The organism is Streptomyces sp. bgisy027 (assembly GCF_057710365.1).
This window is the reverse complement of the sequence record NZ_JBYIVZ010000032.1, coordinates 85,852-100,864: the sequence shown is the minus strand read 5'-3', so window position 1 is coordinate 100,864 and position 15,013 is coordinate 85,852. Positions and strand designations below refer to the sequence as shown.

Genomic DNA, 15,013 nt, shown 5'->3' with positions numbered 1-15,013 from the left:
AGAAGGAGAAATCCCTGTGCGTGTGATCCGCATCGACACCTCGGCCGCCACGATCCTGCTTACCGAAGCTCCGGCACCGAAGGTGCGCGACCGGCAGACCGGTGAGATCGCCAAGGACTCTGTAAGCGGTGAGGCACTGATGACGGTCGGCGTCGTCTTCATCGACGAGGGCGAGTCGTCCCTGGTCCAGGTCACGATCCCCGAGAGCGGGGTGACGGACGGCCTGACCGTCGGCGCCCCTGTCTCGTTGCCGGGGCTCATCGCCCGTCCGTGGGAAAGCGTGTTCAACGGCCAGCAGCGACACGGCATCGCCTACCGGGCCACCGCCATTGCTCCGGGCGCCTTCCCGATGGCTCAGGCGGGCTGATCGACGTGACCGACCTGGTGACGTGGGCCGAACTGGGAGGGTCGCTAACCGCGATAGGCGGCGCGGCCTACGCCCGGCACGCCCACCCCGCGGCGTACTGGTCCACGGTCGGACTGCCGGTCTCGGTGGTCCGGCTGCTGGTCTCGTACTCCTCGACGATGGACGCGTGCGGCCTGACGGTCGAACCGTCCCGCTGGCGGGCGCTGGCCATCAAGGCGACCACCCGCCGTGAGGTCCGGCCCGTCCCGCCCCGCCGGGGTCTGATTCGGCCCACCTCGACCGGTCTGCGTCTCCGGCTCCGCTTGGCCCCGGGCCAGGAGCCGGCGGATGTTGCGGCCTCGGCCGAACGCCTTCGGCATGCCTGGGGCGTACACGCCGTGTATGTCCGGGACGTCAAGCCCGGCGTCGTTGAACTGCGGCTCGTCGGCTTCGATGTCTTGCGGAAGGTCCGGATGCCTCGCCGGACCGAAGGCAGCCACCTCCGGGTGCCGGTGGCGCTGCGGGAGGACGCGACAGCGTTCGTCCGCGACTACCGCGCCGTACCGCATGAACTCGTCCTCGGTGCCACGCTGTCCGGCAAGTCCATGTACCTGCGCAACCTGCTCACCGGACTGGCCGCTCAGCCGGTGGTGCTGGTCGGGATCGACTGCAAGCGCGGGGTTGAGCTGGCGCCGTTCGCTCCCCGGCTTTCCGCTCTGGCGACCGATCCGGAGCAGGCGGCCGAGCTGCTGCCCGTGCTCGTGAAGGAAATGGAGGACCGCTACGACTTGATCAAGGCCCGGCAAGGCATCGCGCCCGGCACACCTGATGAGCTGATCGCCTCGGACATCTGGGGCCTGCCCGAGAGTGAACGCCCTGCTCCCCTCGTCCTGTTTATCGACGAGGTGGCCGAACTCTTCCTCGTTGCCACGCGGAAGGAGGAGGAACGGCGGGACGAGATGGTCACCCAGCTCATCCGCCTCGCTCAGCTCGGCCGGGCCGCCGGCATCTACCTGGAGGTCTGCGGCCAGCGCTTCGGCGCCGAGCTGGGCAAGGGCGCCACCATGCTCCGGGCCCAGCTCACCGGGCGCGTCTGCCACCGCGTCAACGACGAAGCCTCCGCCAAGATGGCTCTCGGCGACATCGCCCCTGAGGCCGTCTTCGCCGCCTGCGCCATCGCCTCCCAGCTACCCGGCCTCGCCGTGGTCGGCGATACATCCGGCGGCTGGTCCCGCATCCGCACTCCGTATCTCTCCCTAACCGACGCTGCGGTCAACTGCCGCGATACGGCCCACCTCGCCCCCGACGTTCCGGCGCTCGCACCCTTCCGGCCGTATGTCCCGCCTGCGGCCGTCAAGGGCGCCGGGCCGGTACCCACCCCGCGCCCCGTCACCGAGTAGCCGTACCCGCTCCCACGGTTGGCGCGGCCGTCCTGCGCCAAGTCCCTACTCCCTCTATGCCCGAAATCCGGAAGGAGTGGCGCCGTGCGTGCCTTGCCCGTCCGCGTTGACGCCGTGCTCGTCCAGGCGTTGATCGCCGCCGCGCTGTCCTTCGCCCACCTGCACGACCTGGCCTCGGCCGCCGGACAGCACGGCTGGAAGGCGTGGGCCTACCCGGTCTCCGTCGACCTGCTGATGGTGGCGGCCTGGCGGCGGCTTCGCTCCGGTGAGGCGAAGGCGGCCGGGTGGTGCTGGTTCCTCGTCGCGCTGACCGCGTCGCTCGGCGCCAACGTCGCCACCGCCGGACTGCTCGACCTGGACGACGTACCGGCCTGGCTGCGCATCCTCGTCGCGGGCTGGCCCGCTGTCGCCTTCCTCGGCGGCACGCTCCTCGCCCACGGATCGCCGAATCCGGACCAGGCTCCCGGACCGATGCCCGAACCGTCCTCGACGGCCGCAGCACCGGAACCCATCGCTCCGGAGGTCGAACCGCCCTCGACTGCGGCCGAACTGCTCGCAAACGAAGCGGAGTCGGCCCCATCGTCTCCGTCCCCGGTCCCGCCCGCTCTCGCCGCCCTGGCCCGGAAGGTCGCCGACGAACACCGTGCCCGGACCGGAACCCCCATCGACACCTCGACGCTCCGCGCCCGGCTCGGCGTACCGATGCCGCTCGCCGAAGCCATCGCAACCCAACTCAACTGATCCCGGAGGACTTTCCACCGTGCGACCGTCCACGCTCCGCGCTCTGAAACGTGCCGCCGAGCTGACCCGACAGAACCGCCTCACCGAAGCCGTGCTGATCGCCGAGCCGGTCATCCTCGCCGCCGACAGCTACGAGGGCGACGAGATCTTGCGCTGGCTCGCCGACCACGTCACCGACTTCACCGGCGAGACGAAGAAGGAGATCGACTGATGCCAGCCAACCGCCGCTTCCGCCGCATCATTCGCATCGGGCCCGTCCAGGTCGGCACCTACTACGACGGCCGGGGCCACGAGAAGCACACCGCCGCCTGCACCGCACCGCGCTGCGGCTTCTCCACGGACTACGACAGCCGCGCCGCCGCCGAACTGGCCGCCCGAACCCACCGTTGCCGCGTCCGCTGAGGAGAACGCCGTGACCGTCTCGCTCCCGCTCGTCTTCGTCCTGGGCGTCATCGCCTGGGCCGTGATCAAGTTCCTCGGCGTCCGACTCTGGGTCGCCGTCGTGATCGCGCTGTTCGGCTTCTGGCTCTCGCACACCTTCCTCGCCCCGGCCATCGAGTCCGGCACCCGCTCCGGGGTCGGCGTCGTCAACGGCACCGACAAGTGACAAGGAGGTACGCCGTGTTGTTCCGCCCGCAGCTCCCCGACACCCCGCACTCGCCCCCGGCCATCACCAGGCAGCACCAGGTGCAGGCTCCGGTGCCGTCCGCCGGCCGCCCGCTCACTCCCTATGTGGGAGCGGTCACCGCCGTGGTCGTCGTCCTCATCGTCCTCACCGCGCTCCTGGCGGCGGTCGCCGTCACGGCCGTGTCCGTGGCCATCGCCGCCGTGGTCCTGCGCTCCCTCGTCAGCAACGCCAACAGGCGCTGACCGGCCGCCGGGGCGGCAACAACGCCGCCAAGCATCCCGCCGCCCCGGGGCCGTCCCTCCCAACCGCAGAAACAGCCGAAAGGAACCCCCATCATCACCCGGCAGACTCCGCCCCCGCTGGCGGAACTCTCCATGCTGGCCTCGCTGGGCACCATGCCCGAGCTGGCCCGCCAACTCTCCGGCCTGGGCGGCTGCACCCACCCCGTCCGCCTCGACGGCCACCGCACGGAGTACGCCGTCAATACGGAGACCGGCGAGATCGGCAATGTCCTGCGCCACCTGGACTCCGCCGCGCTCCCCGCCGGTCAGCTCCTCGTCCGCTGCAACAACCGACGTGCAACCCGCTGTGCCGCGTGCGCCGAGACGTACCGCCGCGACACCTACCACCTGATCACCGCCGGACTGCGCGGCGGCAAAGGCACCCCGGAACAGGTCTCGACCCACCCGCGCGTCTTCGCCACCTTCACCGCCCCCGGCTTCGGCCCGGTCCACAACCGCCGCACCGACGGGCGCCCGTGCCGCTGCGGCACCCATCACGACCAGGAGGACGCCGCACTCGGCACCCCGCTGAACTCCGACACCTACGACTACGAAGCGGCCGTTCTCTGGAACGCGCACGCGGGCGCCCTCTGGCGGCGCTTCTCGATCTACCTCCGCCGGGAAGTCGCCAAGCGCGCCGGCCTTACTCAACGCACCTTCCGCGACCACGCCCGCGTGTCCTTCGCGAAAGTCGCCGAATACCAGAAGCGCGGGGCCGTCCACTTCCACGCGGTCATACGCCTCGATGGCCCGCAGGGCGGCGACACCTCGCCCCCGGCCTGGGCCACGGCCGAGCTGCTGACCGACGCCATCCGCGCCGCCGCGACCGCCGCACGCATCGACGGCCCGCAGATCGACGGCCGGGCCCACACCTTCGCCTTCGGGCGTCAGCTCGACGTCCGCGCGATCCGTTCCGCCGACTTCGACGACGGCCAGGACCTGACCGAGCGGGCCGTAGCGGCGTACATCGCCAAGTACGCAACCAAAGGCGCCGAGACGGCGACCGGCACCCTGGACCGGCCGATCCGCTTCCTCGCCGAGCTGGCCCACGCCCGGATCAGCGACCACGCCCGGCGCATGATCCGTACCGCCTGGGCCCTCGGCGCGCGCAAAGAGCTGGAACACCTCCGCCTACGCGCCTGGGCCCACATGCTCGGCTTCCGCGGCCACTTCTCCACCAAGTCCCGCCGCTACTCCACCACCCTCGGCGCCCTCCGTGACGCCCGAGCCGACTGGCGCCGAGCCCAAGCCGCCACGGCCGCTCCCCAGGACGGCGAAACCACGCTCGTCCTCGCCCACTGGGTCTTCGCCGGAACCGGCCTCAGCGCTGGTGAGACCTGGCTCGCCGCATCCCTCGAACCCGCCCCTGGGGTGGAAGGAGAACCAACACATGGCTGAGGTGCAAGCCATGGCGACCGCGCAGGAGTCCGCTGATCCTTCCTTGGCCCTCCTGACAGTGGAAGAGGCAGCTCGACGGCTCCGCATCGGCCGTACGACGTGCTTCCGGCTCGTGCGCGCCGGAGAGATCGAATCCGTCACGGTCGGCCGATTGCGTCGAGTGCCCGCCGATGCCGTTCCCGCCTACGTGGCCAAGCTCCGACACCGACCCGCCGAAGCGGCCTGAGGAGGACGTCATGGAAGAGAAGAAGCGCACTCGCCAGCCCAACGGGGCCTCCTCCATCTACTTGGGCAAGGACGGCAAGTGGCACGGCCGGGTGACCGTCGGCGTCCGTGATGACGGCAAGCCGGACCGCCGCCACATCGAGCGCAAGACCAAGGCGGCGGTGACCAGGGCCGTCCGTGACATGGAGCGGGCCCGAGACGAGAAGAAGCTCAGGAAACCGGGCCAGAGCTGGACCGTCCAAGCCTGGCTTGAGCACTGGGTCGAGAACATCGCCAAGCCGTACGTCTCCGAGAACACATACGACGGCTATGAGGTCGACGTACGCGTGCACCTCGTGCCCGGCCTGGGCGCTCACAAGCTCGACAAGCTGGAGCCCGAGCACTTGGAGCGCTTCTACCGGAAGATGCAGGACTCCGGGAGCTCCGCCGGCACCGCCCACCACGTTCATCGGACGATCCGGGTCGCCCTTGGTGAGGCCAAGCGGCGTAGCCACGTCGCCACCAACGTGGCCGAGATCGCCAAGGCTCCGCGACTCGAAGAAGAGGACATCGAGCCGTTCACGATCGAGGAGGTTCAGAGCGTGCTCGTCGAGGCCGCCAAGCTCCGCAACAGCGCTCGCTGGGTCGTCGCCCTGGCGCTCGGCCTCCGCCAGGGGGAGGCGCTCGGACTTCACTGGGAAGACGTCGACCTGGACGCGGGATACGTGCGCATCCGCAAGAACCGTCTCCGTCCCAAGTACGCCCACGGCTGTGGCGACAACCCGTGCGGCCGGAAAGCCGGCTACTGCCCCCAGAAGCAGCAGACCCGCCGAGAGCACAAGTCCACCAAGTCTCGCGCCGGCCGTCGCACGATCGGGCTGCCCGACCCGCTGATCAAGCTCCTCCGCCGACACCAGGAGCAGCAGGAGAAGGACCGAATCGAGGCCGGCACCGACTGGGAGCACAAGGGATATGTCTTCGCCTCCCCGACCGGCGGTCCCCTCAGCCCGAACACCGACTTCCACGTCTGGAAACGACTGCTCCGGGACGCGGGCGTACGAGACGGCCGTCTCCATGACGCTCGCCACACCGCCGCGACCGTCCTCCTGATCCTCGGCGTCCCGGACGTCGTGGTCGACGCGATCATGGGTTGGGAGCCTGGGGGAGCGGCCCGCATGCGCGCCCGCTACATGCATGTCACTGGAACGCTGCTGCGGAAAGTCGCCCAGCAAGTCGGCGACGTTCTCTGGGAGCCGCCGACGACGAACTGAGACGGAAAGTGAGACGGACAACGTCGAAGGGCCCCACCGCAAGCGGTGGGGCCCTTCGACATCGTGCCCGGTGAGGCACTGGCGGAGGATACGAGATTCGAACTCGTGAGGGGTTGCCCCCAACACGCTTTCCAAGCGTGCGCCCTAGGCCTCTAGGCGAATCCTCCGCCGGAAACATTACATGACGCTGGAGGGTGCTAGCGAACTCGTTCGGCCCCCCGGCGATCAGGTACGCTGGGCCTCAGCCCCTCACGCGGCGCTATCTGACTGAACTCCCCCAGGGCCGGAAGGCAGCAAGGGTAGGTTGGCTCTGGCGGGTGCGTGGGGGGTCTTCTCGTGCCCGGGGCCCACGGCAGGTGCGCCCGGCCCGGATTCCCGCCGCCGCGGGCGGGGCGAGCCCCCGCAACCGGGCGGTCCGCGTTGTCAGTGGGCGCCTATAACCTCGTATGCGTGTCGTCTCTCGCGCTGTACCGCCGCTATCGCCCGGAGTCGTTCGCCGAGGTCATCGGGCAGGAGCATGTCACCGACCCGTTGCAGCAGGCGCTGCGGAACAACCGGGTCAATCACGCGTACCTGTTCAGCGGTCCGCGCGGATGCGGCAAGACGACCAGCGCGCGCATCCTCGCGCGGTGTCTGAACTGCGAGCAGGGCCCCACTCCGACCCCCTGCGGGGAGTGCCAGTCCTGCCGCGACCTCGCTCGCAACGGGCCGGGGTCCATCGACGTCATCGAGATCGACGCCGCGTCCCACGGTGGTGTGGACGACGCCCGTGAGCTGCGCGAGAAGGCCTTCTTCGGGCCCGCGAGCAGCCGCTACAAGATCTACATCATCGACGAGGCCCACATGGTCACGTCGGCCGGCTTCAACGCGCTGCTGAAGGTCGTCGAGGAGCCGCCGGAGCATCTGAAGTTCATCTTCGCCACCACCGAGCCCGAGAAGGTCATCGGGACCATCCGGTCGCGGACCCACCACTACCCCTTCCGGCTCGTCCCGCCGGGCACCCTGCGCGAGTACCTGGGCGAGGTGTGCGGCCGCGAGAACATGGCCGTCGAGGAGGGCGTCCTGCCGCTCGTCGTGCGCGCGGGCGCCGGTTCGGTGCGTGACTCCATGTCCGTCATGGACCAGCTGCTCGCCGGAGCGGGGGAGGAGGGTGTGACGTATGCCATGGCCACCTCTCTGCTCGGCTACACCGACGGCTCGCTCCTCGACTCCGTCGTGGAGGCCTTCGCGACCGGTGACGGCGCCGCGGCCTTCGAGGTCGTGGACCGGATCATCGAGGGCGGCAACGACCCCCGCCGCTTCGTCGCCGACCTGCTGGAGCGGCTGCGGGACCTGGTGATCCTGGCCGCCGTGCCGGACGCCACCGAGAAGGGCCTCTTCGACGCCCCCGCCGACGTCCTGGAGCGCATGCAGGCCCAGGCGGGCACCTTCGGCGCCGCCGAACTGAGCCGCGCCGCCGACCTCGTCAGCGAGGGGCTGACGGAGATGCGGGGCGCCACCTCGCCCCGCCTCCAGCTGGAACTGATCTGCGCGCGCGTGCTCCTGCCGGCCGCCTACGGGGACGAGCGCTCGGTCATGGCCCGCCTCGACCGCCTGGAGCGGGGCGTGAACTTCTCCGGTGGCGGCGGCATGCCCGCGATGGGCTACGTTCCCGCCCCCGACGCACACGCAGCACCGGCCGCGGCTCCCGCCGCCGTTCCCCAGGCCCCGCCGGTTCCCCCCGGCGGCGGCCCGGCCGCGGCGCGGGCGGCCGTACGCGCCACGGGCCCAGCGGCCCCCGCCCCGGCCCCGGCAGGACAACGGGCCGCACCCATGGCGGAGCAGGCCCCACCCCCCGCTCAGCCGTCCCCCACACCTGCCCCTGCCCCGGCCCCCACACCTGCCCCGGCCCCGGCCCCCGAGCAGCCTCAGACTCCACCCCCCACCCCCACCCCCGCCCCCGGCGCCTGGCCCACCGCCGCGCCCGCAGGCGGCGGCCGACGCCCCGGCGGCTGGCCCACGGCGGCTCCGGCGGGCGGCGGCGCCCAGCCGACCCCGCCCCCGGCCGGGCCGGGCAGCGCCCCCGCGCCCACCCCACCACCGCCGGCGGCATCCGCACCCGCTCCGGCCGCGGGCGCGGCACCCGCCTACGCCCCGCCGAGCGGCGGCCTCGACCCCCGCATGCTCTGGCCGAACATCCTGGAGGCGGTCAAGAACCGCCGCCGCTTCACCTGGATCCTGCTCAGCCAGAACGCCCAGGTGGCCGGCTTCGACGGCACCACCCTCCAGCTCGGCTTCGTCAACGCCGGAGCGCGCGACAACTTCGCGAGCAGCGGCAGCGAGGAAGTGCTGAAGCAGGCCCTGGCCGAGCAGTTCAGCGTCCAGTGGAAGATCGAGGCGATCATCGACCCGTCGGGCGGCGGCTCGGCTCCCCCGCCGAGCGGCGGCTCCTTCGGCGGCGGAGGCGGCTACGGCGGTGGCAACACCGGCGGCTACGGCGGCGGCTACGGCGGTGGCGGTACGGCCGTCCAGCGTCCGCCCGCTCCCCAGCCGACGCCCACCCCGCCTCCGGCAGCCCCGTCGGCCCCCTCCGCCGCCCCGGCCCCGGCCCCGCAGCCACCCACGTCCGCTTCCGCCTCCGCCCCCGAGCCCCCGCCTCCGGTCGCCCCCGAGGACGACATCCCCGAGGACGACGACCCCGACCTCAACGAGTCGGCGATGTCGGGCCACGACCTGATCGTGCGGGAGCTGGGGGCGACGGTGATCGAGGAGTTCATGAACGAGTAGGGAGCGCAGGACGCCCCGTCACAGGGGCCTCCCATCTCGGCGCCGGTCCGTTCTTTTCAGGCGGTCCGGCGATCGAGGTTGAGGCCCGTTCAGGGCCGAAGCGGGGTTCTGGGGGCGGCAGCCCCCAAGGCGCGGCAAGGGTGAGCGCCGAGCGGCCCTTGGAGGAACGTCCAGCCCAGTCGGAACGGCCCCTTCAGATGCCCGCACAAGAACCCCGTTAGGCTGACCCCCGTGAAGGTCCTCGTCATCGGCAGCGGCGCCCGCGAACACGCCCTGTGCCGTTCCCTGTCCCTCGACCCCGACGTCACCGCGCTGCACTGCGCCCCCGGCAACGCCGGCATCGCCGAGGTCGCCGAGCTGCACCAGGTCGACGCCCTGGACGGCGCGGCCGTAACAGCGCTCGCCGAACGCCTCGGCGCCGACCTCGTGGTCGTGGGCCCGGAGGCACCCCTCGTCGCCGGAGTCGCCGACGCCGTGCGCGAGGCGGGCATCCCGGTCTTCGGCCCCTCCGGGGAGGCCGCGCAGCTGGAGGGCTCCAAGGCGTTCGCGAAGGACGTGATGGCGGGAGCCGGCGTCCCGACGGCCCGCTCCTACGTCTGCACCACCCCCGAGGAGGTCGACGAGGCACTCGACGCCTTCGGCGCCCCTTACGTGGTCAAGGACGACGGCCTCGCCGCGGGCAAGGGCGTCGTCGTCACCGCCGACATCGAGGCGGCCAGGACGCACGCCAACTCCTGCGAGCGCGTCGTCATCGAGGAGTTCCTCGACGGCCCCGAGGTCTCCCTCTTCGCCATCACCGACGGCGAGACGGTCCTCCCGCTCCAGCCCGCCCAGGACTTCAAGCGGGCGCTCGACGGCGACGAGGGCCCCAACACCGGCGGCATGGGCGCGTACTCCCCGCTCCCGTGGGCCGACCCGAAGCTCGTCGGCGAGGTCATGGAGACAATCCTGCAGCCGACCGTCGACGAGATGCGGCGCCGCGGCACCCCGTTCTCCGGCCTGCTCTACGCCGGTCTCGCGATCACCTCGCGCGGCGTGCGGGTCATCGAGTTCAACGCCCGCTTCGGCGACCCGGAGACACAGGTCGTCCTGGCCCGTCTGAAAACCCCGCTGGCCGGTGTCCTGCTGTCCGCCGCCAAGGGCGACCTGGCCGACCTGGAGCCCCTGCGCTGGAGCGAGGAGGCCGCGGTCACCGTCGTCGTCGCCTCGCACAACTACCCCGGCACCCCGCGCACCGGCGACCCGATCACCGGCCTCGACGAGGTGGCCGCCGAGGACGCCCCGCACGCCTACGTGCTGCACGCCGGCACCAAGCAGGACGGCGACGCGATCGTCAGCGCCGGCGGCCGCGTCCTGTCGGTGACGGCGACGGGCAAGGACCTCACCAAGGCCCGCGACCGCGCGTACAGAGCGGTCGCCCGCATCAAGCTCGACGGCTCCCAGCACCGCACGGACATCGCGGCGAAGGCGGCCGGCGAATAATTCGCACTCCCGATAAACCGGACAGGCCCCGATTCCGTCTCAGGAACCGGGGCCTGACCCTTTTCGAAGCCCAAGCCCAAGCCCAAGCCCAAGCCCAAGCCCGGGCCCGGGCCGAAGCCGAAGCCGAAGCTGGAAACTTGGCGACTGGACTTTGTTCTGGGGCAGGGGCCTGATGCTCGCTGTCCGTCATCCACCTCTCCCCAAAGCCATTCCATCGAGTGACCGATGCCCCATCCGGCTGACGTGGGTCGACGCCCCAACTAGGGTGCGGCGAAAGCGTTCCGGCACTTGGCCCACCGGCATTGCGATGTCAGTGGCGGGTGCCACAGTGGGGGAGTGAGCAAAGCCAGGACAGTACGGACAGCCAGGACACCGCGGAGGGGGTGAGGTCCGGCCGTGACCGGTATGGGTGTGGAGGCGGGTGCGCAGGCCGCGCGCGCCCGGGCCCTCGCGGTGCTGCGCATCCGCAGCCGCGCGCTGGCCGTCGCCCTGCTCCCCGCGGCGTTCGCCGTGGTGCTGCTCGCCGGCCCGTCGACCGGCCATCTCGTCGGCCCCGGCTGGCACGCCGCCCGCTGGGTGCTCACCCCGTTCGCCGTCCTCGTCCTGATCGCCGCCGCGGCCGTCGCGCTGGTCGTGGCCCGCGCCCGCCCCGCCGTCACTCCCACGGTCCCGATCGCCGAGGAACAGGCCCCGGACCTCTACCGGCTGGTGCGCGACCTCGCCGACCGCCTCGACGTCCCCGCCCCGTCCGCCATAGCGCTCACCCCGGACTGCGACAGCTGGCTGGAGGACCGCACGCACCAGGCACACGGCCCGCCCCCGGCCGAGAGCCATGAGGACGACGGGCTCAACGGCCTGCACGGCGGAAGCGCGCACGGCCCCCATCGCCGTACGCCCGCCGCGCCCGTCCTCGTCATCGGCTCCCCCTTCCTGTGGTGGATGCGCGTCGGTGAACTGCGCGCGGTCCTCGCCCCGGTGGTCGCCGGTACGGGACCCTCGGCGCACCCGGACATAGCCCAGGCCCGGCGCTTCGTCCGGGGTCTGGACGCGGCCGTGGCCGTCGCCTCGACACGCGGTCGCTGCCCGGGGTCGCGGGCGGTGTGCGCGGGCATCGGCTGGGTCGCACGGCTGCTGCTGCGCAGTTGCCGGGACCACGCAGCCGAGATGGAGCGGGGTGTGGCCGCAGCTGCCGCCGAGCGTGCACAGGCTGTGGATTACGGCCTGCGGATCGTCGCCCAGGAACAGGTCGGGCTGGCGTACGCGGGCTGGGACCGGCTGCTCACGCGGGTCGCGCTGCCCGCCTGGCGGATGGGCCGCTGGCCCTCGCGGTTGGACGCGGGCGTGGTCGCCGCGCTGACCGAGCTGTCCCGCCGGGACCGGCTGGCCGAGGGCTTTGCCTCCCGGCTGGGTGAGCGCCCCGCCTGTGACCTGCTCGAAGAGCCCGGTCTGATCGACGAGGCCACCTCGCTCCTCGCGGCCCGCCTCTTCCACGGCGGCCCCGCCGAGCCCGGCCCGGACTGGTCCCCGGTGGACTGGCAGGCGTATCCGGAGGAGGTCGTCGACCGCAAGTGGCGCACCGACGCGGCCCGCCTCCACCGCGTCCTCGACGCGCTGGGCGTCCGCCGCACCACCCGCGACACCTCCCCGGAGACCGACGGCCCGACCCTGGCCCGTGTCCTGGACCACCTGTCGACCCCGGAGACTCCCGAGCCCCTCAACCCGCACCAACTGCCCGGGACCCCGGCAGGGCACGAGATGCCCGGGACCCCGGCAGGGCACGAGATGCCCGGGACCCCGGCAGGGCACGAGGCGCCCGGAACCTCGGCGGCGCACGAGATGCCCGGGGCCCCGGCAGGGCACGAGGCGCCCGGGACCCCGGCGGCGCACGAGATGCCCGGAACCTCGGCGGCGCACGAGGCGCCCAGGACCTCGGCGGCGCACGAGCCGCCCGCATCCCCGGCAGGGCACGAGCCGCCCGGAACCCCGGCAGCGCAAGAGGCCTCCGAACCGCACCCGGCCCCACAACAGCCCAAGCCCCCCCAAGCCCTCAAGCCCCCCAAGCCCCCCAAGCCCCCCAAAGTCGCCAAAGCCCCCAAGCCCCCCTACGCCGCCATGGCCGACGATCACCCCGGCGCCGACGACCCGGAGACCGAGCGCAGCTCCGCCCTCGCCGCCGGACTGACGGCGGAGATGGCCCGCGAGGAGGCCGCGACCCCCGCGGGGCTCGCGACGTCGCCTACCCCGGACAGCACCCTCCTGGACATTGGGGCGCTCCCCCTCTTCCCGCTCCAACCCCCGCGCACCTCGCGCGAGTTGCTCACCGACCACGTCACGGCGATGGTCTGCTGCGCCGCGATGGACACCGCGGGCGCGACCCCGGGCCTGGACTGGCTGGACGGTCCCACCCTGCTGATCGACGGCGCACGGGCCGCCGATCTGACCCCCCGCGTCCTCAGCCTCATCGAGGAAGGCGACCCGGGCCCTCTGCGCGCCTGGCTCGTGGAGTCGGGGATACGCCCCGAGAAGCCGGTGCGCCTGGTCTGACGGCCGCGCCCGCCCGGGCCCGAAGGGTCGTGCAAGCCCAGGCCAGACGGCTGTGGACGGCACACGCGGCCGGAGCCCCCGGTTCCACTTTCGGCCAATTCGCAACGAATAGTGACAGGATGCGTGCGCAATGTGATGTGCTGGGACCGATAGCGCATATGGCAAGGGCTTACGACATACGACAGCCGTAACGAAAGCCCACGCCGTACGACCGAAACCTCAAGCACGAGCACCACACCGGGCACCGCAGACCCACTCGCACGCCACACACCACACGCCACGCCACACACCACGCCACGCCACACACCACACGACGCTCGACGCACCACCACGGGGGAACGAGGGAGGGGTACGGCCATGGGGTCGGAGCAGATCCGCCGCTGGGAGTCGGGAGCACTCGCGCACGCCGTGACGGACCCCTTCGGCCAGGGCCCCGTCCCCTGGCTGCGCGGAAACGTCACGTACTTCGACGACACGGGCCAGGTCGTCCCCTGGTACGTCGACGGCCAGGCACACCCGCCGACGTCGGACGCCCCGAGGGTCCCGGCCTCCCGAAGCGCCGGCCCGCGCTCCGCGGACGACGTCCACCGGCAGATCAAGGGCTTCATCTCCACCGGCGCGGTCGCCCCCGGCGAGGCGGTCGACTTCCACATCACCGTGGACCCGCCGCAGGAGTTCGCCGTCGACATCTACCGCATCGGCCACTACGGCGGCGACGGCGCGGCCAAGATCACCACCAGCCCCCGGCTGTCCGGCATCGTCCAGCCCGCGCCGCTCACCGCGGACCGCACGGTCTCCTGCCACCACTGGTGGCTGTCCTGGCGGCTCCAGATCCCCTCGTACTGGAGCATCGGCGCGTATGTCGCCGTCCTGACCACGGTCGACGGCTACCGCTCCCACATCCCCTTCACCGTCCGCGACAACCACCCCGCGGACCTGCTCCTGCTGCTGCCCGACGTGACCTGGCAGGCCTACAACCTCTACCCCGAGGACGGCCGCACCGGCGCCAGCCTCTACCACGCCTGGGACGAGGAGGGCCGGCTGCTCGGTGAGGCCGACGCCGCCACCACCGTCTCCTTCGACCGCCCGTACGCGGGCGCGGGCCTGCCCCTGCACGTGGGCCACGCCTACGACTTCATCCGCTGGGCCGAGCGCTACGGCTACGACATCGCCTACGCCGACGCCCGCGACCTGCACGCCGGCCACGTCGACCCCACCCGCTACCGCGGCCTGGTCTTCCCCGGCCACGACGAGTACTGGTCGTCGAACATGCGCCGCACTGTCGAGCTCGCCCGCGAGAACGGCACCTCCCTCGTCTTCCTCTCGGCCAACACCATGTACTGGCAGGTCGAATTGGCCTCCTCCCCGTCCGGTGTCCCGGACCGCCTGCTCACCTGCCGCAAGCGCAGGGGCCCCGGCCGCCCGGTCCTCTGGCGGGAGATCGACCGCCCCGAGCAGGAAGTGATCGGTATCCAGTACGCGGGCCAGGTCCCCGAGCCCCAGCCCCTGATCGTCCGCAACGCCGACCACTGGCTCTGGGAGGCGACCGGCGCCCACGAGGGCGACGGGATCGACGGACTGGTCGCCGGCGAGGCCGACCGCTACTTCCCGCGCGCCCCGCTGCCCGAGCACGAGGAGCGCATCCTGCTCGCCCACTCCCCCTACCCGGACCGCGAGGGCACCCTCCGCCACCAGGAGACGTCCCTGTACCGCGCCCCCTCCGGCGCCCTGGTCTTCTCCTCCGGAACCTTCGCCTGGTCCCCGGCGCTGGACCGCCCGGGCCACGTCGACGCCCGCGTCCAGCGCGCCACCGCGAACCTCCTGGACCGCATCTGCAAGCGTGACTGAGCGTCCCCGTCCCTCACTCAGCACAGCCCCCGTCACTCACCCAGCGCTGTCCCCGTCATCACCCAGCACAGCCCTCGTCACCCACTCAGCACAGTTCCCGTCAC

The 15,013-nt window shown here is 72.1% G+C and carries 14 protein-coding genes, 1 tRNA gene and 1 other RNA gene; 15 read left to right on the top strand and 1 reads right to left on the bottom strand.

Annotated elements, in window-relative coordinates; translation table 11 throughout:
* Positions 1–16: 16 nt before the first annotated feature.
* The 10 genes from AC3ETA_RS29650 (at position 17) to AC3ETA_RS29605 (ending at position 6,269) form a co-directional block, all read left to right on the top strand.
* Entirely contained in the window at positions 17–367 is a 351-nt protein-coding gene (locus AC3ETA_RS29650; protein WP_328426412.1) for an SCO3933 family regulatory protein, read from the top strand.
* A gap of 5 nt (positions 368–372) precedes the next feature.
* On the top strand, positions 373–1,746 hold the full coding sequence (locus AC3ETA_RS29645) for an FtsK/SpoIIIE domain-containing protein (RefSeq protein ID WP_432195950.1): 1,374 nt from the start codon (positions 373–375) through the stop codon (positions 1,744–1,746).
* 84 nt (positions 1,747–1,830) lie between these two features.
* Complete coding sequence (locus AC3ETA_RS29640) at positions 1,831–2,487, top strand: DUF2637 domain-containing protein (protein ID WP_432195949.1); 657 nt, start codon at positions 1,831–1,833, stop codon at positions 2,485–2,487.
* 19 nt (positions 2,488–2,506) lie between these two features.
* Entirely contained in the window at positions 2,507–2,698 is a 192-nt protein-coding gene (locus AC3ETA_RS29635) for an RING finger protein (RefSeq protein WP_328426418.1), read from the top strand.
* Complete coding sequence (locus tag AC3ETA_RS29630) at positions 2,698–2,889, top strand: mobile element transfer protein (RefSeq protein WP_432195948.1); 192 nt, start codon at positions 2,698–2,700, stop codon at positions 2,887–2,889. Before AC3ETA_RS29635 ends, AC3ETA_RS29630 begins: the two co-directional genes overlap by 1 nt.
* A 10-nt stretch (positions 2,890–2,899) precedes the next feature.
* Positions 2,900–3,094 carry a hypothetical protein gene (locus tag AC3ETA_RS29625; protein ID WP_432195947.1) on the top strand — a complete coding sequence of 65 codons (195 nt, stop codon included), beginning with the start codon at positions 2,900–2,902 and terminating at the stop codon, positions 3,092–3,094.
* Between the two features lie 17 nt (positions 3,095–3,111).
* On the top strand, positions 3,112–3,357 hold the full coding sequence (locus AC3ETA_RS29620) for a SpdD protein (protein WP_432195969.1): 246 nt from the start codon (positions 3,112–3,114) through the stop codon (positions 3,355–3,357).
* A gap of 132 nt (positions 3,358–3,489) precedes the next feature.
* Positions 3,490–4,794: a replication initiator gene (locus tag AC3ETA_RS29615; RefSeq protein ID WP_432195946.1), complete on the top strand. Its 1,305-nt coding sequence runs from the start codon at positions 3,490–3,492 to the stop codon at positions 4,792–4,794.
* Positions 4,787–5,020, top strand: coding sequence for an excisionase family DNA-binding protein (locus AC3ETA_RS29610; RefSeq protein ID WP_488187649.1), 234 nt, complete (start codon positions 4,787–4,789; stop codon positions 5,018–5,020). The genes AC3ETA_RS29615 and AC3ETA_RS29610 overlap by 8 nt, the downstream gene beginning before the upstream one ends.
* Before the next feature lie 10 nt (positions 5,021–5,030).
* Complete coding sequence (locus AC3ETA_RS29605) at positions 5,031–6,269, top strand: tyrosine-type recombinase/integrase (RefSeq protein ID WP_432195944.1); 1,239 nt, start codon at positions 5,031–5,033, stop codon at positions 6,267–6,269.
* Positions 6,270–6,348: 79 nt separating this feature from the next.
* Here the strand turns inward: AC3ETA_RS29605 and AC3ETA_RS29600 are convergent.
* Positions 6,349–6,436 (bottom strand) — tRNA-Ser (locus AC3ETA_RS29600).
* Positions 6,437–6,509: 73 nt separating this feature from the next.
* Here AC3ETA_RS29600 and ffs point away from each other — a divergent pair.
* The 5 genes from ffs to AC3ETA_RS29575 all read left to right on the top strand — a co-directional run bounded on the left by ffs (position 6,510) and on the right by AC3ETA_RS29575 (position 14,909).
* Positions 6,510–6,606, top strand: an RNA gene (gene ffs / locus AC3ETA_RS29595) — signal recognition particle sRNA small type.
* A 113-nt stretch (positions 6,607–6,719) separates the two neighbouring features.
* Positions 6,720–9,035: a DNA polymerase III subunit gamma and tau gene (locus AC3ETA_RS29590; RefSeq protein WP_432195943.1), complete on the top strand. Its 2,316-nt coding sequence runs from the start codon at positions 6,720–6,722 to the stop codon at positions 9,033–9,035.
* 231 nt (positions 9,036–9,266) lie between these two features.
* Positions 9,267–10,517 carry a phosphoribosylamine--glycine ligase gene (gene purD, locus AC3ETA_RS29585; protein ID WP_432195942.1) on the top strand — a complete coding sequence of 417 codons (1,251 nt, stop codon included), beginning with the start codon at positions 9,267–9,269 and terminating at the stop codon, positions 10,515–10,517.
* Between the two features lie 396 nt (positions 10,518–10,913).
* Complete coding sequence (locus tag AC3ETA_RS29580) at positions 10,914–13,061, top strand: M48 family metalloprotease (protein WP_432195941.1); 2,148 nt, start codon at positions 10,914–10,916, stop codon at positions 13,059–13,061.
* 357 nt (positions 13,062–13,418) lie between these two features.
* On the top strand, positions 13,419–14,909 hold the full coding sequence (locus tag AC3ETA_RS29575; protein WP_432195940.1) for a N,N-dimethylformamidase beta subunit family domain-containing protein: 1,491 nt from the start codon (positions 13,419–13,421) through the stop codon (positions 14,907–14,909).
* The last annotated feature ends 104 nt before the right edge of the window (positions 14,910–15,013 follow it).

Bases quoted from the DNA above. Each gene is read 5' to 3' on its own strand.
- AC3ETA_RS29630 (WP_432195948.1), top strand. From the start codon at position 2,698: ATGCCAGCCAACCGCCGCTTCCGCCGCATCATTCGCATCGGGCCCGTC.
- AC3ETA_RS29615 (WP_432195946.1), top strand. From the start codon at position 3,490: ATGCTGGCCTCGCTGGGCACCATGCCCGAGCTGGCCCGCCAACTCTCC.
- AC3ETA_RS29610 (WP_488187649.1), top strand. From the start codon at position 4,787: ATGGCTGAGGTGCAAGCCATGGCGACCGCGCAGGAGTCCGCTGATCCT.
- AC3ETA_RS29605 (WP_432195944.1), top strand. From the start codon at position 5,031: ATGGAAGAGAAGAAGCGCACTCGCCAGCCCAACGGGGCCTCCTCCATC.
- AC3ETA_RS29575 (WP_432195940.1), top strand. From the start codon at position 13,419: ATGGGGTCGGAGCAGATCCGCCGCTGGGAGTCGGGAGCACTCGCGCAC.